This window comes from Peribacillus sedimenti (genome assembly GCF_046237635.1).
In the GTDB taxonomy this organism is placed as follows: Bacteria; Bacillota; Bacilli; order Bacillales; family DSM-1321; genus Peribacillus; species Peribacillus sedimenti.
The window spans coordinates 2563946-2587323 of the sequence record NZ_CP143547.1; the positions used below are offsets into that span (position 1 = coordinate 2563946).

A 23378-nucleotide genomic window follows, 5' to 3' on the forward strand; every position below is an offset into this window, starting at 1 on the left:
TAGAGTATTGTGCAAACGAATAAGTTCCCATGCCTTGTCAATTACAAACATACATACATAAAAAACAGCCTGCCAAGCAGGCAAACTGTGATAATTTTTTTATGTTAGTTCTAAAAAATCCCTAAGGTGTGCAACACTTTGTTTTGCTTCTTCATAACCTTGGAGATACAGCTTTTCCAGCTTCTTCGGATTTCTTTCTACTCTTCCTACCTCTATCCTTTCACTTGGCCTGATTATAAAAACGTTCCCTCTCCTTTCCTGCTCCTCCAGATACTGAAGTGTTTCATTATATATCGCGTGCCGGTTCTGTATGCCCTTTACGAGCCCTTCATATTCACTGTACTTTCGTTTGAATAACCATAGGAAACCTTGCTCGCTTTTTGAATATCCCTGATTGCGGGTCAGGACTACGATATTCTTTTTGTTTCCGTCCAATTCTGATTTTCTTATGGGAATCGGGTCGGTGATGCCGCCATCCATTAAATGCCTGCCACCATATTCGATCACCGGAGCCATTAATGGCAAGGAGCTTGATGCACGCAGTATGGTCAGTAAATCCTGGCCATAGTTTGTCTTCTCAAAGTAAATGGTTTCCCCAGTGTGACAATCTGTGGTGCCCACCACAAATTCTTCTTCTGCGTTATTGAACGTATGAAAATCAAAAGGGGCAAGTTCGTTAGGAAGAGTATCAAAAATAAAATCCATACCGAATAATTCCCGTTTTTTCAGAAATCGTTTTAATGAAATGTATTCTGGATGCGTGACAAAATCAATATTGGTAATTCGGTTTCTTTCAATTTGACGTGAAATGTACGAGGTTCCATTACAAGCTCCTGCAGACACTCCAATGACATATGGCAGATAGATGTTTTCTTCCATTAATGAACGAAGCACACCTGCCGTATACACTCCTCTCATTCCGCCGCCTTCCAATACTAAACCTGTTCTTTCCATAGACATAACCTTCTTTGCCTTAATTTAAATAAGTTTATTATATATTAATTTTATTAATAAAAACATTATACAGACCTTTCCCGATTTGACAATGCAAACAAGAACACGAATATATCAATCCCACGTACATTGACAGGAATGAACCCTATATTTTCTGCTGGCTGAAAGTTTAGCTTTGTGTAAACAAGGAAAAGAGATGACTATACAAATGTATGTGTCTTGGGAGGTTTACAGATTTGTGGATTAATAAGCCATTTTTTCAATATGCCAGCGGAACTCTTTTAATTATTTTAATCATACTCTTGCTTGGAAAGATTGATTACTTTCTATGGCCTTTCCAAAAAATGATCGCTACACTTTTCTTTCCTATTGTTATTTCGGGTTTGCTTTATTACCTTTTAAGGCCTCTTGTAGGTTTGCTTACAAGGCATATGCCAAAAACAGTGAGCATAGGTATCGTTTATTTGGCAATTAGCGGTCTGGTGTATATTGCCGTACACTTTTCGGGCCAAATGATTGGTGATCAGCTACAAAGTATCTCTAAGGAATTTCCAAATAAGTTGGAAGAGATTACTTCAGAATCAGAAAAAGCTATCCAGCAAAACGATTTTGGAATCATAAATAACAACGAAAAGCTGAAAGAAAAGGCCCTGCGATATTTCAGCTCTCTTTCGGGTAAAATAAGCGGCAATTTGGCAAGTGTTTTCTCGACGCTTGCCAGTATAGCAACCGTGTTGGTTTTGGTACCGTTTCTTTTATTTTATTTTTTAAAGGATGATGATAAGCTTCGCCCTTTTTTATTGAAATATATACCGAGAGAGGTTGAGAGTGAAGGAAACGTTATTTTGAAAGACGTAGATAAAGCATTATCTACTTACATCATCGGCCAGGTGACAATTGCTTTTGTCGATGGTGTGCTAATGTATCTAGGATACCTTCTTATAGGACTGGATTATGCGCTCATTCTTGCCTTATTTGCAATGTTTTTAACAGTTGTCCCCTTTTTGGGGCCCTTCCTGGGAATAATACCAGCCTTATTTGTTGCCCTGCAGCAGGAGCCGTTTATGTTGATTAAAGTTTTGTTGGTTTTGCTTGCGGTGCAGCAGCTGGAGGGAAATCTTGTGACTCCTCACGTTATGGGCAAGAAGCTTAACATTCATCCTGTTACAATTATTCTGTTACTTTTAGTTGCAGGCGCGCTTTATGGATTCATAGGCATTCTGATTGCTATTCCTCTCTACTCGGTGGTTAAAACTCTTATCCGTAATTTCCGTCTATTTTATCGCCTAAGGCAGAAGGGACAAAAAACAATAAATGTGAAATAAAAAAGCAAGATTCCGGTTTCCGGAATCTTGCTTTTGCATAGTTGCTATAATTTATCCTCAAGTCCATCAAAGAGGACTCTATCATGGCGTGTATAGACATTCATGGACTGGTTCCTTACAAAGCCGATAGCAGTAATACCAAGTTCTTCAGCAGCTTGCAGGGCCAATTCTGTCGGCGCGGATTTAGAAATGACAATCTCACAGCCTATCTTAGCTACCTTAAGGAGAATCTCAGATGATATTCTGCCACTGAAAACTATAATCTTATCACGGATGGAAATGTTGTTCTTAAGGCAGTAACCGTATATTTTATCCAATGCATTATGCCTGCCAATATCCATCCTGCTCAATACGACACCGTTGACATCACAAAGTGCAGCATTATGAACGCCCCCTGTCCTCTTGAACATGGAAGCGGACGACTGAAGTTCATTCATCAATCTTATACAATCCTGTGGGGTTACATGTACATTAATGCCGTTCATCCTCTTTGCGGTAAGTGCGTCATTCTTAAAAACGAACCCCTGCCTGCTCATGCCGCAGCAAGATGTTATGTACCGCTTATTTTGCAGATTCCTGTAAAAAGGATTTAGCTTGGTTGACGTTACATGGGCAATGCCCTCTTTTTCCTGGATCCAGATTTCATCTATGTCGCTAAATTTCCGGATAATCCCTTCGGATGCTAAATATCCAATGACCATATCTTCAATATATTCAGGTGAACAGACCATTGTAACGAATTCTTCTCCGTTTAATTTCACTGTCACGGGAAATTCTGTAACTACGTTATCTACCTTCCACTCAGCCTTATTCCCTGAAATATGGAGGATTTTTCTGCTTATTTCTAAATCACGCATATTCAGTTCCTCATTTACACAATATTTTTATCAAAGATAAAAACGGAGACTCCAACGTCTTCATCTACTTTAATGTCTGAGAATAGGTGGACCAGCGAAGCTCCCACCAGTTCATTCATCCCTTCAGGCGTCGACTTTTTATAAACCTCCTGGATTAGCTTCGTCCGTGCAGAGTGGACCATTTCCTTTCCTTCAGGAGTACGTGCTATGAATTTTTCAGTCGGAGTTAGATTGCCGTATAAAGTTGAAACAGCCATATTTTCAGTAAATACGGTATGTATTCTCTCAGGGCCTTTTCCAAACAATTCTTTTCTCAGTTTCCTCAAGATATCATTGAATTCATGTATTTTTTTAGACATTTCCAAGATCCCCTAATTCCAATAGTTTAATTTCTATAATAATATTTCCCCATTCAATTTTCTAATCATAAATCAACTTTTATCAAATGAAAAGGAAAAAATCTTATTGGAATACGAGAAAATATTGTACATTTAAAAAACTAGAGTTATAATGTTTCAGTGTTGGAATCGTGGTAATGTGATTTGTCAGGGTTCTATCTACTCGTAAATGAAATCTGGATTGGTATAATAGTAAGGATTGCTATTGAACTTATCCACTATGGGCCCACTTTCTTCTCTGATGCGGAGATAGTGGTTTCATAGTGGTTTTTTTATGTTCTTTTATATGCAGAGGGTATCAGGCCGTCCTGTAGCCTTCTTTACTTTGTCCATTCTGGCGGTTCTAAGGAAAGGGAGAAAGAAAATGGTCAATGACACAATCAGTTTGATTGGGAAAGATGGCAGTTTAAATATAATGGCCACAAACACCGTTAATCTGATGATCAACAATCAGCAGTACACTGCCAAAGAAGGAATGACAATCCTTCAGATATTAAATGAAAATAATATTCAGCACCCACAAATATGCTATGTACCCGAAGTTGATCCAATTCAAACCTGTGATACCTGTATCGTAGAAGTAGATGGGAAACTGGTACGCTCCTGCTCAACCATTGCCAAGGACGGAATGTATATAGAGCTTAACTCAAGCCCTGCTAAAGCAGCTCAGCATGAAGCGATGGACCGTATTCTGGAAAACCATCTACTTTACTGCACGGTTTGTGATAATAACAATGGGAACTGTAAGCTACATAATACAGCAGAAATGATGGAAATCGCCCATCAGAAATACCCATACACACCAAAGGTAACAACAGATCAAGTGGATATGTCTCACCCATTCTACCGTTATGATCCAAATCAGTGTATTGCTTGCGGACAATGTGTAGAGGTCTGCCAAAGCCTGCAGGTAAATGAAACAATCTCTATTGATTGGGAAGCAGAACGTCCTCGGGTTATTTGGGATAACAATGTACCTATCAACGAATCATCATGTGTAGGCTGTGGACAATGTGTAACAATCTGCCCATGTAACGCATTAATGGAGAAGTCAATGCTTGGAGAAGCAGGATACATGACAGGCTTGGAAGATGAAATTCTTACTCCAATGATTGACCTTATTAAAACAGTTGAACCAGACTATACAACAATCTTTGCGGTATCCGAAGTTGAAGCGGCGATGCGCGAATCTCGTATCAAGAAAACGAAGACTGTTTGTACTTTCTGCGGTGTAGGCTGCTCATTTGAAGTATGGACAAAGGACAGAAAAATATTGAAGGTACAGCCAAGCCATGATGCACCTGTTAACGCGATCTCAACTTGCGTAAAAGGAAAATTCGGCTGGGATTTCGTAAATTCACAAGAACGTATTACAAAACCTTTAATCCGTAAAAATGGAACTTTCGTTGAATCAAGCTGGGAAGAAGCTCTTGACCTTGTGGCAAGCAAGCTTGGTTCAATTAAACAGGAATATGGAAGTGGTTCTGTAGGCTTTATCTCTTCTTCTAAAATTACGAACGAAGAAAACTATGTTATTCAGAAGCTGGCACGCCAGGTATTCGAAACAAACAACGTCGACAATTGTTCACGCTACTGCCAGTCCCCTGCAACCGATGGATTGTTCCGTACAGTAGGTATGGGCGGAGATGCAGGAACAATCAAGGATATCGCACAGGCTGGACTTGTTATCATCGTTGGTGCCAACCCGGCTGAAGGACATCCTGTACTTGCCACTCGCGTTAAGCGTGCACATAAATACCATGGACAGAAATTAATCGTAGCTGACCTTCGTAAAAACGAAATGGCTGAGCGTTCCGATATCTTTATCAGCCCTAAGCAAGGTACTGACCAGGTGTGGTTAATGGCCGTAACAAAATATATGATCGATCAGGGCTGGCACGATCAAGCGTTCATTGATGAAAACGTAAACTTCTACGATGACTATAAGGAAAGCCTTGAAAAATATACACTAGACTACGCTGAAAAAATCACCGGCATCAAGCGTGATACAATGGTTCAAATTGCTGAAATGATTCATGAAGCAGACGGAACTTGTGTACTTTGGGGAATGGGTGTAACACAAAACACAGGCGGTTCTGATACTTCAGCGGCTATTTCCAACCTGCTTCTAGCAACAGGAAACTACCGTCGTCCAGGTGCAGGTGCATACCCTCTTCGCGGCCACAACAACGTTCAAGGTGCTTGTGATATGGGTACGCTTCCAGGCTGGCTTCCAGGATATCAGCATGTTACAGATGATGTTGCGCGTACTAAATTTGAAAAAGCATATGGTGTAGAAATTGAAAACAAACCAGGCCTTGATAATATCCAGATGCTTCATTCCATTGATGAAGGCAAAATGAGAGCAATGTACCTTGTTGGTGAGGATATGGCACTTGTCGATTCTAATGCTAACCACGTGCATGATATTCTGTCCAAGCTTGATTTCTTTGTTGTCCAGGATATCTTCCTTTCAAGAACGGCTCAGTACGCAGATGTCATTCTGCCTGGTGTCCCTTCTCTTGAGAAAAATGGAACATTTACAAACACAGAACGCCGCGTTCAAAGATTATATCAGGTACTTCCTGAACTAGGAGATGCAAAACAAGACTGGTGGATTACCCAGGAGATCGCAAACCGTTTGGGTGCTGATTGGAATTATACTCATCCAAGTGACATTTATGAAGAGATGGCTAGCCTTTCCCCTATCTTCAGCCAAAACAATTACGATGTTCTTGAAGGCTGGAACAGCTTCCTTTGGGGCAGCCATTCCGGGGAAAGCACACCGCTTCTATATGTTGACGGATTTAATTTCCCGGACAAAAAAGCTCGCTTTGCTATCGCAGATTGGGTACGTCCTGTGGAATTCCCTGAAGAGTATGACCTTCATATTAATAATGGCCGTATGCTGGAACACTTCCATGAAGGAAATATGACAAACAAATCAACTGGTATTCAATCCAAGGTTCCTGAAATCTTCGTTGAGGTTTCACCTGAGCTTGCGAAAGAAAGAGGAATCCATGATGGTACACTTGTACGCCTCATTTCTCCGTACGGAGCAGTTAAGCTCAACGCCCTTGTTACGGATCGGGTAAAAGCAAATGAACTTTTCCTTCCGATGAACTCGGTTGATAAAGATTCTGCAATCAATTTCTTGACCGGACCTGCGATGGATCAGCGTACACATACACCTGCCTATAAGCAGACTAAGGTTAGAATGGAAGTATTGCAGTCAGATGGAGGCACAAGGCCACTTCCTGCAATTAACCACCGTGACAAAAAGCGCAATCCGCAAAATGGTGTTGAAGTTCAGAGGAAATGGAACCGTCCAGGTTATGTCCACCTGACACATCAATAAAAAAGGAGATAAATGAAGTGGCTCAACCTATTACTTCTATTGAAAAACAAACATTGACGCCCGAACAGCAAAAACAGCAGCAGCTCGAAGAACTGACATCGCTTCTAACAGAAAACGAAGAAGCTTTGAATAGAATTATGGGCATTGTTGGGGAGTTAAACAAGATTGGTGTGCTTGAAGCAGCCCAGTCGATGATCAATGCGAAAGAAAAAATAGCCCAGATAGCTTTAGGGCAGATAACCCGCGAACCGGTAACCAATTTGATAAATGTGTTGATGGGTGCTACTGGAGCCGTGATGCAGGCTGATGCGGACGCTACAGCTAAAGTAGTAAAAAGCAGCATTTATGGATTGAATTCAGCCAATGAATATTTGGAATCGAATAAAAAAGTTGGCGTGCGTGACTTTATGAAAGTTATGAATGATCCTGACATAAATAGAGCAGTCGGATTCGGAATTCATTTCCTAAAAGGAATGGGCAAAGCATTAAAAGACGAGCAACATTAAAACTATGTTTTAAAAATAAACAAAGTGGCTCCGCTTATGTTTAGCGGCGGAGCCTTTTTGGTAAACTACCTATAATTATTTAAATAAAATATATCTGTTTTTGTTTTCTGATGAATTTTGTCTATCTTCTGGATACTATTCTAAACTGTGCTTCCAGAATCAACGGTCAGTCACCGAATGATATTTAATTGCTAAACAGGAATCGGATTCATTTACAACTAGGAGGTACATATATGGCATTTCATAGTCCGCAGCAGGTTGCACAAAAGGCGGTCGAAGCAGGTGTTAGAAAAGCTTCTCTTTCCTTATTGGATAAGCTTCTATTAGGATTTTTAGGAGGAGCATTCATTTCCTTAGGCTATTTATTAGATATACGCGTTATTGCATCACTTCCCGCCGAATGGGGTACTCTTGCTTCGTTTATTGGAGCGGCGGTTTTCCCTCTTGGCCTTATTCTGATTATCATTGCTGGCGGAGAACTGCTTACCGGTAATATGATGGCGGTTGCAATTGCGGTAATGGCGAAAAAAGTTAAAGTTTCATCTCTAATAAATAATTGGTTCTGGATCACTATTGCAAACTTCCTTGGAGCAATATTTGTAGCCTACTTTTTCGGTCATGTGGCCGGGTTGACTGCTGCAGACCCATTCCTGCACAAGGTTATCGCAGTTGCTGAGGGCAAGCTTGAACCAAATTTCATTCAGGCTCTTGTATCTGCCATTGGCTGTAACTGGCTTGTGTGTCTTGCCGTATGGATGTCGTATACTGCTGAGGACATCGGAGGAAAAATTTTAGCAATATGGTGGCCGATTATGGGCTTTGTAGCAATCGGTTTTCAACACGTTGTGGCAAATATGTTCATCATTCCGGCTGCAATCTTCGAAGGGCATTTTAGCTGGATGGATTACCTTTCCAACTTCGTACCTGTCTTTATTGGAAATGCAATTGGCGGAGCAATCTTTGTTGGTCTAATCTACTATGTAACTTATTTAAGACAAGATAAGAAAGCTGTAAAATAATGAAACAAAAAGGAACCCTGCCGGGTTCTTTTTTTGTTTACACGAAGTTCTTATATAAAGTTCGGACGTCGTTTCATTCCCGCATCTATCGTAAAGGTGTAAGGATTATTTTTTTATTTTTATCACCCCCTCCCCTTTTTTCAAATACCTGCTGATTAAGAATCAGATACAAAAAATATAACTTCTTCTGACGCATCATTTACTTTTCGTTTTAAAGATTCCTCCTAAAACTGAGAGGAATCCTGTGTTTTTTGCTTGTTTTTTTTTCGCAACAGATGATAAAGCCTCCGAAACAGTAATCACTTCTTTATCGACTGCTTGTCTTGCAGCCAGAACAAGCCCATAGTGAGACTGGAATTCTTTATTATCCACGATTTTATAGGATATTTTATGCTGCTGAGCTACCTTTATATATTTTGCCAATGCTTTATACTCCACATTAGCATTCAACAGCAGGACTGAATCATGGTATTTCTGTATATTCGCACTTATTTCAGGATAAACAAACTGACCCCTTACCTGTGCTTCAGTTAATGCCACAATGACACGCTCTCTATAAGTTCCCAGAAACGTTCTGCGTTCTTCCGCCTTGAGTTCCTTCTTGCCGGAAATCCCTTCTTGAAGGTAATCGTCTACATTTTTCCGTTTCAAATGAAAACCCCTCCTGCCCTTACTTACGATAGTTTATCCATTAGAAATCTCAAAAGTGAAAAATGCCATTTAGGCATCGGAATTTGGTACACCCCTTCCAGCATACAATGTCATGATTGTGTTAAATAAGAAAAAAGAAGGAAGGGGAAAAATGAGAAGGATACTATTGTGCTCTGTCCTGTTATTTTTTATGCTGTGCGGAATTACCCATACTTCTGCCGCTGAAAGTCAGTTAATTATTATTAATAAGTCAAACAATGAGTTGGCATATTATGACAGCGGACAGATTGCCAGGGTTTTTAAAGTGGCTACGGGCAAAAAACCGAGCTACACCCCAGAAGGGGAATTTAAAATTGTAAATAAAATCGTAAATCGCCCATATTATAAACTGGGCATACCGGGGGGAAGCCCCCGCAATCCCTTGGGCAACCGCTGGCTGGGATTGAATGCAAGAGGAACTTGGGGAACCACATATGCCGTACATGGAAATAATAATCCTTCATCGATTGGGAAATATGTAAGCAGTGGCTGTATCAGAATGTATAACAATGAGGTTCAATGGTTGTTTTCAAAAGTGAAAATAAATACACCTGTGATTATTGTTAGCACGGGTAAAACATTTCAAGCAATCGCAAAGTATTATGGCTACTCAGTTACAGGCAGCATCTCTGTCCCGCCAGTCAATTCGACTGTGTTAAAATTAGGAAGCCGCGGTGAGCAAGTAAAGGCTCTGCAGCGAAAGCTTACTTCCCTTGGCTTCAGCACAAAAACTGTTGACGGTATTTTCGGTACCGCTACTGAAACAGCCGTACGCAATTTTCAGAAGTCGAAAAATCTAAAAGCGGATGGGATTGTGGGACCTTCAACCAAAAAAGCTCTAGGACTCTGAACATAAGAAAAGGACATATAAAATAAAACAGCTGTATAGTGCTCCTTGCCATCTCGGAGCACCGTCCCCTTGCATTTAACCATCTCACTCATTACCGTGCAATATATTGTACTAAGTCTTGACTAGCTGTTTTATAATCATTTATTGAACTCTTTAAACTTTATTAAAAAATTGAAAAGTTAACGCATACAGAAAAAGGTTAATCTTTTATTAGATTAACCTTTTTCATTGACACATATGTATATTTCATGGCACCTAGTTGGCCATTTTAACGGTTTCCTTTTTAATACAAGCGCTTAATATTTCACGATGACTGACAGAGTGATCAGTAAAGTAAGTATGACGACTCCTAGCATGATTAGTACCATGAGAGGCAGATCAATCCAAGAAAGTAGCAGCGGAATTGTAATAGTTCATTTAAAAAACCTAATCGGTTAGCTAAGTAGGATACCCCAAAAAATCTCTTCCGGATATGATTTTTAGACCTTTTTTGATTGCCTTGGTGTTTCTGAGCTAAAGCTTACTGCAGAAAAACTGGAAAGGATTCCAGTAAGGAATATTGTAGAAGGGGTAAGGTAAAACAAAAGTGAAAAAACTGATAATGCCCTCATTATATCACTAATGATCATAAGGTTCTTTCGATTTTATCTATATGCAAATATTCAAGCCTTCAGGCTAGAAAGAAGTCCACCTGGATTCCTCATCCCCAGATTTGTAAGAGCCTTTCGGGACTCTTGGTAATGGTTATTTTAACAGCATTCAACAACCATAGCCATCATAGTGCAAAGGTCCCGCGTGCGGCTGTATGAGAGGTTGGGGTTAGTCATCCCCTCCTGTTCCATTATGGTTTAGTGCGGTACCCTTGTTTTTTTGCATGAAGGCAGAAAATATAATATTTTTTATGTACTGTTGTTGTGCCTATGATCATTCTGCCGAGTTTTCAAGCAATTGATCTATATCAATTACACTCAGTGTAAATGTACAAGTTTCTATATTAATATCAGCGGTGGATTCCAGAAGTTTGTCAATATCAATAGTATGCATATCCCTGCCCTCCTATGGATGTTTAATTTTGGTTATGTAAAATATAAGGTCAAAGATATTTACCCAAATTATGTTCTTAATAAACACATTACGACATTTTTTTTTGCATGTTTAGTGTTTAAGGCAAGACTTAATATTTTGTTATCGATTTGTTATGCCGAGGTAATACAACAATGATTTTTTTAATGTTTATTACATGAATGCAAAGGATTTTGCTTGGTTATGCTAAATCAGTATTTGTTTAACAGATGCTTCCGTAATTATTTTTGCCATTTTATTATGGAGGATGGAATCAATTATTACGGTTTTATTTTTTTACTAAAATTCTTACTGAGTTATTTTCTATATATTCTTTCTCGAATAGCTAACTTCTATATGGATGTTTGTTTCCGCGTCCAAAATAAAAATTCGCCTGACTTATTCTGATAGGTGGCTCCGATTTCTTTTACAGGTAAATATTGATAGGGCCTAAACAAGTTAGCAAGTGTTTAGACATTTGCAAAAAAGGAAATATAAAAGCTACCGGATACTATTTTAGAAAAAGAATTTAGTAGATTTAGAGGTGTAATGATGGAACAGGTCAGTGAGAGAACAAAATCTGCTTCAAACTACAAAGCAGGTACTTTCAACAAAGCAGTACAGGAAACAAAGCAAAAAACAGGATTAAAAAGAAAATTAAAAGCACGCCATATTACTATGATTTCATTAGGAGGGACAATTGGAACGGGACTTTTCCTGGCCAGCGGAAATGCCATCCATACAGCAGGTCCCGGTGGCGCCCTTCTTGCTTATGCGTTAGTGGGAATCATGGTATTTTTCTTAATGACAAGCCTTGCAGAAATGGCTTCATACATGCCAGTGGCAGGCTCTTTCTCGGTATACTCTAGTAAATTCGTCGATGAAGCCTTGGGGTTTGCGATGGGATGGAACTATTGGTACAGCTGGGCGGTAACAATCGCTGCCGAACTGTCGGCTATTGCGCTGGTGATGAAATATTGGTTCCCGCATACCCCCTCCCTTCTATGGAGTGCAATATGCCTGATCCTGCTATTCTTGTTAAATGTCATGTCAGTAAAAAGTTTTGGAGAATCAGAATATTGGTTTGCAATGATTAAAGTTGTGGCTGTCATTGTTTTTATAGTTACTGGAATTCTTATGATTCTGGGAATAATGGGAGGCGAGGCCTTAGGTTTTAAAAACTTTAAGATTGAGGACGCACCATTTAACGGCGGTTTCTTTACTATCTTTGGCATTTTCATGGCTGCTGGGTTTTCGTTTCAAGGAACTGAATTGCTTGGAGTGACTGCAGGAGAAAGCAAAAGCCCAGAAACACATGTACCGAAAGCAGTTAAGCAGGTATTTTGGAGAATTCTATTATTCTATATCCTTACAATAGCCGTGATCGGTCTGGTACTTCCCTATACTACACCAGAACTTGCTGCTGCTGATGATATAACCGTAAGTCCTTTCACGCTGGTGTTTGAAAAGATTGGTTTTGCACTTGCCACTTCTGTTATGAATGCAATTATCCTGACTGCCATTTTATCAGCTGGTAATTCAGGAATGTATGCTGCAGCCCGTATGCTTTGGAATATGGCAAAAGAAGGACAGGCTCCGAAATTCCTTGGGAAAATTAGTGAAAAAGGGATACCAGTTAACGCTTTGGTAGTTACCTCATTAGTTGGATGCCTTGCCTTCCTGTCATCCTTGTTTGGCGATGGTGTGGTATATACCTGGCTGCTTAATGCTGCGGGTTTATCTGGATTCATTGCCTGGCTGGGCATCGCTATAAGCCATTATCGTTTTAGGAAAGCTTATGTTGCACAAGGAAGGGACTTGAGCGAACTTCCTTATAAGGCTAAATGGTTCCCATTCGGGCCAATATTTGCTTTCGCATTATGCGCCCTTATCATTGCAGGACAAAATTATTCTGCCTTTACCGGGGAATCTATTGATTGGAATGGAATTGTGGTTTCCTATATTAGTCTGCCGCTTTTCCTTATCCTTTGGTTCGGATATAAGATGGTCAAAAAGACAAAAGTGGTCAAATTAAAAGACTGCGAATTGGACACTAGACATTAAAATAGTGCATTATAAACACCGCCTTCTAAATATAGGAGGCGGTGTTTAAGCATTATAAAACATGGCTTTTTGATTGGCAGCTTGTTGTTAGGGAATCAGGTAAAGCGGAACAAAGTCACTTGTATTCACCTTTCCCCTGCTACCCGTAAATCCTATTCATACCTGATTCCTTCTGCGCTTCCAGCAGATAATCATGAAGTTCCTGTTTTCCTTTTTATACTCAGTAAAATAGATACATTTATAATTCAGCTGATTCATTCCATTTTCCTCTAATACTTGACTCAAAAGATTGATTGGAGGGTATTTGCTCCAATTTGGATACCTGCTTCGGGATCATGTTTTATGTAAAAGTAAAACAACTTCCCAATTTCCCGCTTTTGGCTCATTAAGTTATCTAGTACCTCTTTTCAAATGCTGCCCCTTATACTCAAAATGGAAAATAGCAGCAGAAATACGATTGAACCGAACATCCCTCCTATACTGTTAAGCAGTATATCATCCACATCAAAGCCGCCGATTCGAAAGTAATATTGGATGCATTCGACAAGCGATGAAGTGATAAAAGATATGACAAATATACGAAAGATTGATTTTTTCTTAAAAAAGAGAAGCTGCAAAAAAAAGCCGAGCGGCATGAAGGCTAACACATTACCTAACAAATTATTGAATATGGTCCTGGATGAAAAGTGGTATTTTCCCTCCATAAACATGGTGATGGTCCGAAATGGGATAACATTATAATCCCTCACTGTTACCTGTTGTCTGTAAAATCCAAAAAACAACAGATACACCAACAAGAAAATATACAGAAAAAACAAAACGAACGATAATTTCAGAAAGAATTTTCTCTTTTTGTTATCTTTAATATAATGGATCATGGAGCATCCTCCAAAAATATGCGAAATGTTATTTGCATAGATAAAAGCCTGGCCACTATGGAAAAGCGCGAAAGATATACGTTTCCGGTTACAAAAAAATAGAGCATCAAAAAATATGCCCTAAATCTATCAACGAACTTATTGTTGGGGAAATTATGAACGTTGTAACAGTTATGTGGCTTGTTTTTTAGCTAATGCCTGCTGGAGCGAGCCTATATAATGTATATTCCAATCTAGTATAAATTCTTTTATAGCCAAGGCATGTTTGGGTTTTGTACCAATAATTGTGATATCCGGGCTTGCAATTATTTGAAGCTTTTTAAATAGTGATGATAAAGCATCAATACTTTCCTTCTCAAATTTTCCAGTTGCGGTCAGGTCGAATAATATAGAATCATATTCCCCTTCATAAATTATACTTTCAATATTGCTCCCGATAATTTCTACTTTTTCTTTTGTAATATCTCCAAATAAAGGGACTAAACCAATATTTTGAGTTAAAGGAATAAAGGGTCCGGATAATTCATTTAGGTGATAATTAGCCGATTCAAGTTCCATCGTTTTTTCAAAAAGCTCAAGATTCGTAGACGCCAAACGTTCTTGTAAATCTTGTAGTTTATTTGCCAACAACTGTATTTGGGTATCTTTTTCATTAAGGATAAAGTGATAATAGCCTTTTGGATCCCTTGTAATATGCACTTCAAATAAGCTTGTTGGACTTGTTTTGGTATTTAGATTCAATTCCATTATATAGTTCTCGTCCATCTTCATCAGGGCTCTCGTTAATTTTTCCACACTGAACTCATCGACAATTTGGTAAAGGCTTCTTTCCTTAAGTGGAAACATATGCATAGCGGCTCTGGAGAAACCAATAATTTTTCCATTGCGGTCAGTTTTTATGTATGGAACCGGGATATATTCAATGTCATCATACATTCATACTCGCTCCCATTCCGTACCGGTTTAGCCAGACCTTTACATCTGATAGATTGTTCAAGATGATTGGTTCTCCTGTGCAGTAGTCTTGTATATTGTATCTTTCTGTTAAACGTCCCCCCACCATTAAAATCGGGGGACTGGCAAGGGAGGCAAAGGCTTTCGTATAATCTTCCAGCATTGATAGATGATAAACAATGGTTACTGAAATTCCAACCAAATCTGGTTTCCATTTTTCTGCATTTTTCAGTGCATACTCCAGTGGAAGATTAGAACCATAATATTGTGTGTCCCATTCGTACTCTTCAAATAAACTATTTACCATTTTTAAACCGATATAATGCTGTTCGCCTTCCAGGCAAAAAAACATAGCTTTTTTTTTAGATATATTGGTTTGCGTTGAAGGAAATAATCTAGATAAAACAAAATCACAAGTGGCCGTTGCCAAATGCTCGTCCGCTACTGTTATCTCATTATTTTCCCAGAGTTCACCAACGTATCTCATTGCCGGGGTAAGTAAATCGTTATAAACGGAGAATCTAGACGAATAGCCGTGGTTATTTACAAAATTAATCGCAGTCTGATGGTCTCCGTCAAGCAGTATTTTAGAAAGGTTGAGGACGTCTTTAGTTAACAATTAAGTTTCCTCCTGTTCACACTGCCTTGTTTGGTTCAACGCCTCATTGGCTTTATGCAAATATGTAATATATTCATTCATTCTATGGTCTTGGCCGTTTCCTGATACTGCTAAAATGTCAGAAATGATTTGAAAGTTTTCAATAAGATGCTTCGATGACATACCATGTACTTGTAAAATCCCGTTTAACCAGGTTGCATAATCTATAAATATCTGAGAATTTTTTAATTCAAATGCTGTATTCAGATGCTTAAAATGATGATGGTTATCTTCCGTGCATTTTGTCTTTCCCCTCTCTCCATACTTTTCCATAAGATAAGGGTCTCTGCGATATATCTCCTCAGTAACTAAGATAATTATCTCGTCGATATGTAATGTAGTCATGTTGCCACCACCGTGTACTGTCTAACCTTTGGAACAATGGCTGCAAGTTCCTTGTCAGGATACTTTTTTTCCAGATCATGAATCTGCTTGAATTCTTCGCTTCGGACCCAATCAAGATATGTTTCTTTATTTTGAAATGTAAGCTGGACAGTAAGTTCACCAGGGCGTTTTTCATTTTGCAGCAGTAAAAAATCAATAAATCCAGGGGCACGGTCTACCCGCCTGGACCTTTGTTTATATATATTAATTACCTCGTTGGCTTTTTCATCTGGTACATCAAATGTTGAAAATACAATATACATTACTTCACCTCGAATAAATCCTTTTCACAATTTTTTCATCTTATCTTAACACAGTGAACTATTAAATGTGAGAATAAACCTTTGATGTTCTTTATATGGTTATTTGAAATTTATTTGGCGATAACCATATTGTCTTACTGCAGCAAAAAGAGAATGGCACCAGCTGCCACTCCCTTTTATTTTTTAGAAAACCTCTTCCAAATAATCAAATGATCCGTCTTTGATAGATTCTTCCTGATTATCAATTAAAGAAACCGGGGATTCTTTAATTCCAGCAGCACAGTCATTTCTTTTTATTTTTGTCATACTCATTTCCTCCTGACCTTAATGTATTATATTCTCGAATGGTTATGGCAGGTGCATATAAAACAGATTATTTTTTAAATAGTATATCTATCCTGTTTCCCTCCACAAATGACGGAGTTTGTATTCCGAGGAGGCTGTAAACAGTCGGGGCTATATCAAGGTTAGACACAGCTCCAATTTCCTTGTTTTTTTTGAACTTTTCCCCAGCTGCAATAAAAACAGGCCTCAACTTCTCCCTTGCCGGGTTTCCTCCATGGCTCCCCAATTCAACTGCCGGCATAATATCTTGATCATAATCTTTTCCGATCATATACCCCTTTTCTGCTAATAAAAGAATGTCACCTGCATGGGGATTATCAACAGAGTGTCGATTTTTAGTCACGATTACCTGAGAATATGGATGTACCTTCTCCCTGAGCAAGTATGAGAATAGGTCATCTCTTTGCTCTTTATTAGTTACGGAACCCGCAAGTAAATATTTAAAGTAGGACCAGTTACCCTCTTGCCTTAGCTCATAATTCTTAAAAATATTTTTAATCTGTTGCTCGAGGTTGGAATAATTTTTGGCGGAAACGATCCCGCCATTCTCACGTGCTTTTTTGTTGATATAGACATGTGCCGCAGAACTGCTTGCAACGGCATAAGCCTGCGATTTCTTGATATCAATTTCACCCTTGGAATCCACTTTTAAAAGACCAGCCTTCTTTAGGAGGCTGTTTGGTTCGAGCGTCGTGTGTACTGGTTCCATTCCATGATCAGATACAACAAAAAGATGGTCATTGGCATGAAGTTTTGTTACTGTCTTCCCAACTACCCGGTCAGCCACTTTATATGACCATTCGATGTATTTAAGGTATTCTTCTGATTTTTTCTTTGTAAATCCAGGCTGACGAGGGTCGGTCAATAAAAACTCATGTTCCTCATGATCGATCTGCGGTGCATAAAACATCAATAAATCAGGCTTGTACTCTTCTTTTATATAGAGCGAAACATCAGTAACCCAGTTTACGAATCTTTCGCTAATCTGTTCATACTCCTTGCGGGTTATCCAGCCTTTTTTTAAGGCAGGTGTATCATCCTGTACCGGAAAAAAGCCAAACTTGTCCTTGATCGTTTGCGAAAAATTGCCTGGACCATCTATTATTCCGGATGAGATGCCTGTTCGATATAGCTTGACATCTTTTAATGTTGGCGGCAGGGACTTGAATTTATACCAGAATCCTGCGCTTTTACCTTCCTTCACTTTAAGTGTGAAGGATGACCATTCTTTTCCATGGATGATTGAATCATTTTCATCGACAGTTTTGTCTTCTGAAATTACAAACTTATTGTAGTTTAACTGGTTGTCGTCTTTGACATCCATCGCCAGAACGTGGATGATGTGGTCTTTTGCGTTTTGTGCATGAATACGAAAATATGCTTCTTTAAGTTCACCATAATGATTTCTTACACCTTTCCACGAGAGGGCTCGTTTAAAAGTTAAAGATTCTATTGCGCTGTTTGTCCATGTTTCTCCATAATAAATGGAGTAGTCAGCCTGCTTTCCTACTTTAGGATTCGCTCCGGCAAAAGCAACTGTTGCAGTCTTCTTCCCTTGTTTTCTCGCCTCGATCCAAAGCGGGTTCACTTGTAATTTGTTTTGGAAAGCATCGTCCGTATTAATGAGCGATGTATCGGGTCTGTGCCATTGATTGCTGACAAAACCAGTTTCTGAAGGAGTTGCTCCGGTGGCAATTGCTGCGTGTGATGGAGCAGTCAGAGATGGTGTGATAGTCTTTGAGCTTTTAGCGATGACGCCTTTTTGTATTAAATCTTCAATATGTGGCAGCTTTCCTTCCTTTACATAATTTCTGGTAAGGTCATTCCTCATGCCGTCAAAGGATATGAGGACGACATTGTTGTCCTCGGTTTGTTTTGCATCAACATGACCCAGAGGCGTAAAGGCATTTGCCAGACATAGTATCACTAAGATAAAAATGCGTTTTTTGCTTTTCATGATGGTTCCTCCTGATGCAAGAAACTAAACTAACAAAATGTATCTAACCCTTTACCCTTTTAAATAAAAATTAATCCTAAATAAAAAAAGAATAAAAAAATTGCCGCCTTATTGGCGGCTAAATGCATTTATATCTTATGTTTGTATTCCGATTTTCTTTTTAATTTCCAGGAGAGCAGGAATAGCTGTATCTCTTGCTTTTTTAGCTCCCTTTTCAAGAATTTCTTCCAGAAGATGAGTTTTTTCCATCAAATATTCGAATTTCTGTCTAGGTTCTTCTATAAAGCTATTTATTGCTTCAAAAAGCTGTTGTTTTACTTCTCCCCAGCTTATGCCTTTTTCGAATTTTTTGTCCATATATTCAACCTCAGCCGGGCTCGCAAAATGGCGGTAAATGGAGAACAAAGTAGAATTGTTCGAATTCTTTGGTTCACCCGGAAGTGAGGAATCAGTTTTGATTCTATATATAAGCTTCCTCAATACCTCAGGATGGGAAAATAACGGAATCGTGTTATTATAGCTTTTACTCATTTTTCGTCCATCCAGGCCAGGGATGATCTGTGAATTATCTGTTACAAGGGCCTCCGGCAATATAAAGCTTTTCCCATATTGGTGATTAAAAGATTGGGCAATATCTCTGGCAATCTCTACATGCTGTATTTGATCCTTGCCAACCGGAACTAAATCAGATTGAAATAATAAAATATCTGATGCCATCAAAATCGGATAGGTGTACAATCCCATGCTTACTCCATAATCCGGCTCTTTTCCTTCCGACTTGTTTGTCTGTGCTGCGGCTTTGAAAGCATGAGCCCTGTTCATGAGTCCTTTAGGAGCAAAGCATGACAGGATCCAGCTTAACTCGAAAATTTCCGGAACATCAGATTGTCTATAAAAAATAGTGTGGTCTATATTCAGGCCGAGTGCAATCCAGGCGGCTGCAACTTCATAAGTCAATTCCCTCATTTCAGCGGGATCGTGGTTTTTTGTCAAGCCGTGGTAATCAGCTATAAAAAACAACGATTTGTACTTATCATTTCCCGCCAGTGCCAGTGCCGGTTTTATCGCACCGACATAATTCCCAATATGAATTTTTCCTGTAGGTTTTATACCGGTAAAAACATTTTTTTGCATCATGATTCCCCCGATCGTGAACTTTTATTGCATATAAAAAGGGCCTTCCATCCTCTAAAGGACGGAAGACCCGTGGTGCCACCTTAATTCGCCTGCGAAAACAGACGCACTTGTTCGTACGGAGAATTGCTCGATACGCTGTCTCTTGTAACGGTAAGACTCTCCGCCAGTGCCTACTCTTAGTTCAGCAAGGATGCTCAGAAGCCCATTCGAATTAAATTGCACACTGATTCCCACCAGCCATCAGCTCTCTAAAGTGCTTTTTAACCCTACTCTTCTTCATCGTCGCAAAAAATATTAAAGTTATTTTAGCGTCAGTTTATTGTCCTGTCAACAAAAATTTACTTTATAAGAAGTAAATCTCAATACTGTTAAATCCAGTTAAGTATGCTTCGCTTCCAATCTGCGCGCGAGGATCGATAATGCATAATTAACAATAAAGTACATGAGAGCAGCGATGATAAATGCTGGGTAAACATAGCTTTCTTTCTGAGCATATATGATTTGTGTATTGTGCATCAGCTCAGGAAGGGCAATGACAACAGCAAGAGAAGTATCTTTCAGCAAAGATATGAATTGGCTTACTATTGGCGGAATCATTCGGCGTAACGCTTGCGGCATGATTACGTAACGTAAGGAGTGGATATAGCTAAGGCCGGATGAGCGTGCTGCTTCAACTTGTCCTTTTTCTATAGAGTTAAGTCCGCTGCGAATGATTTCTGAGAGCATCGCCGATTCGAAAACGGTCAATGCTGCAATGGCTGCTGTCATTTCACTCATCTCAATGCCGACCTCAGGGAGGGCAAAATATGTGAAAAATATTATCAATAAGAGAGGGAGATTTCGAATCGTTTCCACAATAACTGCCAAAACCTGTGATAGCACTGGAATTTTGGCATAGCGAAGCGTTCCAACGACAGCGCCGATTATAAAACTGAGTACGATGGAAATGGCTGCGACCTGAATGGTGATCCAAAAGCCGTGTAATAAAAATTTTAGATGTTCTGGTGTGTAAACTTCAATAAATGGTGCAAGGAAATCCATATCGGCACCCCCTAGTTGCTTCTAGCCAGGCGCTTTTCCAGAAACCCTACGCCCAAGCTTAATGGAATGGTTAATATTAGATAGAACAATGCCGCGAAAATATATGTGTCAAATACTACGAAACTTCTAGAAGAAATTAAATCGGATTGATACATAATATCCAGCCCGGCTACTACTCCCAATAATGAAGAATTCTTTACAAGATTGATAAATTGGTTGCCAAGGGGCGGAATCACTATTTTGATCGCCTGGGGAAGTATAATAAGCCTCATTGCCTGTCCATAGCTAAGGCCTGATGAGCGTGCTGCTTCCATTTGGCCTTTTGGAACAGCCATAATCCCAGCCCGAATAGCTTCAGCAATAAAGGCAGCCGTATAGATGGTTAAACCAATGGTGCCTGCTACGGTACCACTGAAATCTCCGGTAACATATGTGAAAAATACAATAATTAATAAGGGAATATTTCTAATGAATTCTATATATACAGTACCCAGCCAGTTAAGCGGCTTAAAGGGAGCAATTCTCATTACAGCAATAACAGTGCCAAGCAAAAAGCTGCATACCAATGCTACTAGGCTCGCGATAATTGTTACTTTAAATCCGTCTAAATATAAATCTATGTTATCTGTCAAAATTGAAAAATCCAGCAAATTATCTCCTCCTAATCAATCAGGATGAGCTCGTGCGTAAGGTTCCTTACGACTGTGCCCATCCTGACGGCTAAAGCATTATCCTTTATTGCTGTTTGATCCATTTATTTTTGATTTCATCATACTTGCCTGAATCCTTTAAAGCCTTCAAGGCCTTATTCAGAGCATCGACCAGTTCTTTATTGCCTTTCTTAACTGCAATCCCATATGGTTCTTCCGTAAAGGTACCGCCAACAAGTTCGAAAGACGGATCTTCTTCAACCATACCATAAAGAATGGCATCATCAGTTGTAAGGGCATCCCCTTTACCTGCCTTTAATGCGGTAAATGCTTCTGCATAGTTTTCATATTCCAGGACTGATGTTTCTGGTGCTTTTTCACGGATATTGATGGCTGATGTAGACCCTTTGACCGCCAGTACCTTTGTCCCTTTTTTCAAATCTTCGAGACCTTGTACCTTGCTGCCCTTTTTAACAAGCAAGGATTGTCCCGCATCGAAATATACATCTGTAAAGTCGACTTCTTTTTTGCGTTCCTCGTTAATCGTCATGGTTGCTACAACAGCATCGACCTTTCCGTTATTTAACAGAGGAACACGAGTTTTTGAGGTTACTTCCTTATATTCAACTTTGACATCGTTCCCAAACATCTCTTTTGCCAGCTCCCTGGACAAATCAATGTCAAAGCCTTCCACTTTCCCAGTCTCAGGGTTTTTTAATCCAAATAGTCGAGTATCATGCTTTACGCCAAACACTATCTTCTTTTCGTCTTTAATTTGCCCAAGAACATCCTTGCTGCCTGACTCCTCTTTACCGCAGCCTGCCAGCATAAGCGTGGCTATTGATGAAAGAATGGCCATCTTGAATAATTTTTTTGTTTTAAACATTGCTATACCCCCTAAAGTTTAATGATTTAATATACGGCTGAGAAATAACTGAGCCCTTTTTTCACGCGGGTTCTTAAAAAATTCAGCCGGTACTGCCTCCTCAAGAATCCGTCCCTCATCAATAAAGACTATTCGGTCGGCCACTTCTCGGGCAAAACCCATTTCATGTGTAACGACGACCATTGTCATGCCTTCATTGGCCAGGTTTTTCATTACGTCGAGTACCTCGCCGATCATTTCGGGATCCAAAGCTGAGGTTGGTTCATCAAATAGCATAATTTCTGGCTTCATGGCCAATCCACGAGCTATTGCGACACGCTGCTGCTGCCCACCTGACAACTGCGAAGGGTAAGCATCAGCCTTTTCGAGGATGCCTACTTTTTCAAGATAATGTCTCGCTGTCTCCTTAGCCTTTTGCTCGGATTCGCCCAGCACCTTCATAGGAGCCAATGTGATGTTTTCCATAACTGTCATATGCGGATAGAGGTAAAAATGCTGGAATACCATTCCAATATTTCTCCTTAGTTTATTGATATCCGTTCTTTTATCGGAGACAGGAATTTCATTTACAGTCAGAGTCCCGTTGGAAATGGTCTCCAGACGGTTGATGCATCTTAACATAGTACTTTTTCCTGAACCGGATGGCCCAACGACGACTACTACTTCGCCTTGATTTATTCGGAGGTTTATGTCCTTTAACACATGAAAATCGCCATAATACTTATTTACATCTTTGAATACAATCATCCAGTGACCTCCCAATATACCGGTTATGTAATAGAATGAATCTTCAGAATTAAATTATAAATGAAGAACCGCAGGCAGTCAATTTATGACAAGTTTACTGCTTTTTTACAAAAGAGCTTACTTGCTTGATTTCTTCCCTAAATCCCATTTACTTAAACTAAAACAATTTTCATCTTTTATGCTTTAAAATTTGTGTATTAAAAAATGATTCCTACCACTTTTATATCCTTAATTTAAAGCATTTGCCTATGCTAAAATTGACGGAAAATATTATATTTTTGTGGTTAAAAAAATTGAATCTGTTATTATCCAAAAATTATGACAAGATTACGGACATTGGGTCATCACCAATCTTGCTGCATGTGTAGGCCATGACAACGATTAAGGGGCTCCTC

The 23378-nt window shown here is 39.3% G+C and carries 22 protein-coding genes and 1 other annotated feature; of the genes, 6 read left to right on the plus strand and 16 right to left on the minus strand.

The features are described 5' to 3' along the window. Nucleotides 1-99: 99 nt before the first annotated feature. The gene (locus tag V1500_RS12715; protein WP_409299700.1) at nucleotides 100-954 is read right to left on the minus strand and encodes a patatin family protein; all 855 of its coding nucleotides are present in this window, start codon (nucleotides 952-954) and stop codon (nucleotides 100-102) included. Nucleotides 955-1190: 236 nt separating this feature from the next. Between V1500_RS12715 and V1500_RS12720 the strand changes: the two genes are divergently transcribed. After that, nucleotides 1191-2279: an AI-2E family transporter gene (locus V1500_RS12720; protein ID WP_409299701.1), complete on the plus strand. Its 1089-nt coding sequence runs from the start codon at nucleotides 1191-1193 to the stop codon at nucleotides 2277-2279. Nucleotides 2280-2323: 44 nt separating this feature from the next. On the opposite strand, the gene fdhD is transcribed toward V1500_RS12720, so the two are convergent. Both fdhD and V1500_RS12730 read right to left on the minus strand, forming a co-directional pair. After that, nucleotides 2324-3136, minus strand: a complete 813-nt coding sequence (gene fdhD, locus V1500_RS12725; protein WP_409299703.1) for a formate dehydrogenase accessory sulfurtransferase FdhD — start codon at nucleotides 3134-3136, stop codon at nucleotides 2324-2326. Between the two features lie 14 nt (nucleotides 3137-3150). Beyond that, a complete protein-coding gene (locus V1500_RS12730) occupies nucleotides 3151-3495 on the minus strand; it encodes a DUF2294 domain-containing protein (RefSeq protein WP_409299705.1) in 345 nt (114 codons plus the stop codon). Nucleotides 3496-3949: 454 nt separating this feature from the next. Here V1500_RS12730 and fdhF point away from each other — a divergent pair, with 454 nt between their 5' ends. The 3 genes from fdhF to V1500_RS12745 all read left to right on the plus strand — a co-directional run bounded on the left by fdhF (nucleotide 3950) and on the right by V1500_RS12745 (nucleotide 8417). Then, complete coding sequence (gene fdhF, locus V1500_RS12735) at nucleotides 3950-6892, plus strand: formate dehydrogenase subunit alpha (RefSeq protein WP_409305977.1); 2943 nt, start codon at nucleotides 3950-3952, stop codon at nucleotides 6890-6892. Nucleotides 6893-6909: 17 nt separating this feature from the next. Further along, nucleotides 6910-7398, plus strand: coding sequence for a DUF1641 domain-containing protein (locus V1500_RS12740; protein WP_409299707.1), 489 nt, complete (start codon nucleotides 6910-6912; stop codon nucleotides 7396-7398). A 233-nt stretch (nucleotides 7399-7631) separates the two neighbouring features. Then, nucleotides 7632-8417 carry a formate/nitrite transporter family protein gene (locus tag V1500_RS12745; RefSeq protein WP_409299709.1) on the plus strand — a complete coding sequence of 262 codons (786 nt, stop codon included), beginning with the start codon at nucleotides 7632-7634 and terminating at the stop codon, nucleotides 8415-8417. A gap of 195 nt (nucleotides 8418-8612) precedes the next feature. Here V1500_RS12745 and V1500_RS12750 read toward each other — a convergent pair whose 3' ends face one another. Then, nucleotides 8613-9068: a YueI family protein gene (locus V1500_RS12750; protein WP_409299710.1), complete on the minus strand. Its 456-nt coding sequence runs from the start codon at nucleotides 9066-9068 to the stop codon at nucleotides 8613-8615. A gap of 151 nt (nucleotides 9069-9219) precedes the next feature. Between V1500_RS12750 and V1500_RS12755 the strand changes: the two genes are divergently transcribed. Both V1500_RS12755 and V1500_RS12760 read left to right on the plus strand, forming a co-directional pair. After that, on the plus strand, nucleotides 9220-9957 hold the full coding sequence (locus tag V1500_RS12755) for a L,D-transpeptidase family protein (RefSeq protein WP_409299711.1): 738 nt from the start codon (nucleotides 9220-9222) through the stop codon (nucleotides 9955-9957). Between the two features lie 1611 nt (nucleotides 9958-11568). Beyond that, the gene (locus V1500_RS12760; protein WP_409299712.1) at nucleotides 11569-13083 is read left to right on the plus strand and encodes an amino acid permease; all 1515 of its coding nucleotides are present in this window, start codon (nucleotides 11569-11571) and stop codon (nucleotides 13081-13083) included. Between the two features lie 407 nt (nucleotides 13084-13490). Here V1500_RS12760 and V1500_RS12765 read toward each other — a convergent pair whose 3' ends face one another. The 12 genes from V1500_RS12765 to V1500_RS12820 form a co-directional block, all read right to left on the minus strand. Then, nucleotides 13491-13961 carry a VanZ family protein gene (locus V1500_RS12765; RefSeq protein ID WP_409299714.1) on the minus strand — a complete coding sequence of 157 codons (471 nt, stop codon included), beginning with the start codon at nucleotides 13959-13961 and terminating at the stop codon, nucleotides 13491-13493. Between the two features lie 171 nt (nucleotides 13962-14132). Beyond that, on the minus strand, nucleotides 14133-14897 hold the full coding sequence (locus V1500_RS12770; protein ID WP_409299716.1) for a Stressosome protein rsbRB: 765 nt from the start codon (nucleotides 14895-14897) through the stop codon (nucleotides 14133-14135). Continuing rightward, nucleotides 14890-15534 (minus strand): B12-binding domain-containing protein, encoded by a 645-nt coding sequence (locus V1500_RS12775; RefSeq protein WP_409299718.1) that lies wholly within the window; start codon nucleotides 15532-15534, stop codon nucleotides 14890-14892. The genes V1500_RS12770 and V1500_RS12775 overlap by 8 nt, the downstream gene beginning before the upstream one ends. After that, nucleotides 15535-15918 carry a hypothetical protein gene (locus V1500_RS12780; protein ID WP_409299720.1) on the minus strand — a complete coding sequence of 128 codons (384 nt, stop codon included), beginning with the start codon at nucleotides 15916-15918 and terminating at the stop codon, nucleotides 15535-15537. Continuing rightward, nucleotides 15915-16220 (minus strand): antibiotic biosynthesis monooxygenase family protein, encoded by a 306-nt coding sequence (locus V1500_RS12785; RefSeq protein WP_409299721.1) that lies wholly within the window; start codon nucleotides 16218-16220, stop codon nucleotides 15915-15917. The genes V1500_RS12780 and V1500_RS12785 overlap by 4 nt, the downstream gene beginning before the upstream one ends. 183 nt (nucleotides 16221-16403) lie before the next feature. Further along, on the minus strand, nucleotides 16404-16526 hold the full coding sequence (locus V1500_RS12790) for a hypothetical protein (protein ID WP_409299723.1): 123 nt from the start codon (nucleotides 16524-16526) through the stop codon (nucleotides 16404-16406). 67 nt (nucleotides 16527-16593) lie between these two features. Continuing rightward, complete coding sequence (locus V1500_RS12795; protein ID WP_409299725.1) at nucleotides 16594-18522, minus strand: alkaline phosphatase family protein; 1929 nt, start codon at nucleotides 18520-18522, stop codon at nucleotides 16594-16596. Nucleotides 18523-18657: 135 nt separating this feature from the next. Then, complete coding sequence (locus V1500_RS12800) at nucleotides 18658-19659, minus strand: tryptophan--tRNA ligase (protein WP_409299727.1); 1002 nt, start codon at nucleotides 19657-19659, stop codon at nucleotides 18658-18660. Between the two features lie 51 nt (nucleotides 19660-19710). Then, nucleotides 19711-19951: a binding site (T-box leader), on the minus strand. Nucleotides 19952-20037: 86 nt separating this feature from the next. Then, the gene (locus tag V1500_RS12805; protein ID WP_409299729.1) at nucleotides 20038-20700 is read right to left on the minus strand and encodes an amino acid ABC transporter permease; all 663 of its coding nucleotides are present in this window, start codon (nucleotides 20698-20700) and stop codon (nucleotides 20038-20040) included. 11 nt (nucleotides 20701-20711) lie between these two features. Further along, nucleotides 20712-21350 carry an amino acid ABC transporter permease gene (locus V1500_RS12810; protein WP_409299731.1) on the minus strand — a complete coding sequence of 213 codons (639 nt, stop codon included), beginning with the start codon at nucleotides 21348-21350 and terminating at the stop codon, nucleotides 20712-20714. A gap of 85 nt (nucleotides 21351-21435) precedes the next feature. Continuing rightward, the gene (locus tag V1500_RS12815; protein ID WP_409299733.1) at nucleotides 21436-22236 is read right to left on the minus strand and encodes a transporter substrate-binding domain-containing protein; all 801 of its coding nucleotides are present in this window, start codon (nucleotides 22234-22236) and stop codon (nucleotides 21436-21438) included. 18 nt (nucleotides 22237-22254) lie between these two features. Next, a complete protein-coding gene (locus V1500_RS12820; protein ID WP_409299734.1) occupies nucleotides 22255-22983 on the minus strand; it encodes an amino acid ABC transporter ATP-binding protein in 729 nt (242 codons plus the stop codon). Nucleotides 22984-23378: the final 395 nt, after the last annotated feature.

Excerpts from the sequence above, each read along its gene's own strand:
- V1500_RS12715 (WP_409299700.1), bottom strand. The coding sequence starts at position 954 with ATGGAAAGAACAGGTTTAGTATTGGAAGGCGGCGGAATGAGAGGAGTG.
- V1500_RS12755 (WP_409299711.1), top strand. The coding sequence starts at position 9,220 with ATGAGAAGGATACTATTGTGCTCTGTCCTGTTATTTTTTATGCTGTGC.
- V1500_RS12820 (WP_409299734.1), bottom strand. The coding sequence starts at position 22,983 with ATGATTGTATTCAAAGATGTAAATAAGTATTATGGCGATTTTCATGTG.
- V1500_RS12815 (WP_409299733.1), bottom strand. The coding sequence starts at position 22,236 with ATGTTTAAAACAAAAAAATTATTCAAGATGGCCATTCTTTCATCAATA.
- V1500_RS12770 (WP_409299716.1), bottom strand. The coding sequence starts at position 14,897 with ATGTATGATGACATTGAATATATCCCGGTTCCATACATAAAAACTGAC.
- V1500_RS12760 (WP_409299712.1), top strand. The coding sequence starts at position 11,569 with ATGATGGAACAGGTCAGTGAGAGAACAAAATCTGCTTCAAACTACAAA.
- V1500_RS12730 (WP_409299705.1), bottom strand. The coding sequence starts at position 3,495 with ATGTCTAAAAAAATACATGAATTCAATGATATCTTGAGGAAACTGAGA.
- V1500_RS12800 (WP_409299727.1), bottom strand. The coding sequence starts at position 19,659 with ATGATGCAAAAAAATGTTTTTACCGGTATAAAACCTACAGGAAAAATT.
- V1500_RS12745 (WP_409299709.1), top strand. The coding sequence starts at position 7,632 with ATGGCATTTCATAGTCCGCAGCAGGTTGCACAAAAGGCGGTCGAAGCA.
- V1500_RS12785 (WP_409299721.1), bottom strand. The coding sequence starts at position 16,220 with ATGTATATTGTATTTTCAACATTTGATGTACCAGATGAAAAAGCCAAC.
- fdhD (WP_409299703.1), bottom strand. The coding sequence starts at position 3,136 with ATGCGTGATTTAGAAATAAGCAGAAAAATCCTCCATATTTCAGGGAAT.
- V1500_RS12765 (WP_409299714.1), bottom strand. The coding sequence starts at position 13,961 with ATGATCCATTATATTAAAGATAACAAAAAGAGAAAATTCTTTCTGAAA.
- V1500_RS12780 (WP_409299720.1), bottom strand. The coding sequence starts at position 15,918 with ATGACTACATTACATATCGACGAGATAATTATCTTAGTTACTGAGGAG.
- fdhF (WP_409305977.1), top strand. The coding sequence starts at position 3,950 with ATGGCCACAAACACCGTTAATCTGATGATCAACAATCAGCAGTACACT.
- V1500_RS12790 (WP_409299723.1), bottom strand. The coding sequence starts at position 16,526 with ATGACAAAAATAAAAAGAAATGACTGTGCTGCTGGAATTAAAGAATCC.
- V1500_RS12795 (WP_409299725.1), bottom strand. The coding sequence starts at position 18,522 with ATGAAAAGCAAAAAACGCATTTTTATCTTAGTGATACTATGTCTGGCA.
- V1500_RS12805 (WP_409299729.1), bottom strand. The coding sequence starts at position 20,700 with ATGGATTTCCTTGCACCATTTATTGAAGTTTACACACCAGAACATCTA.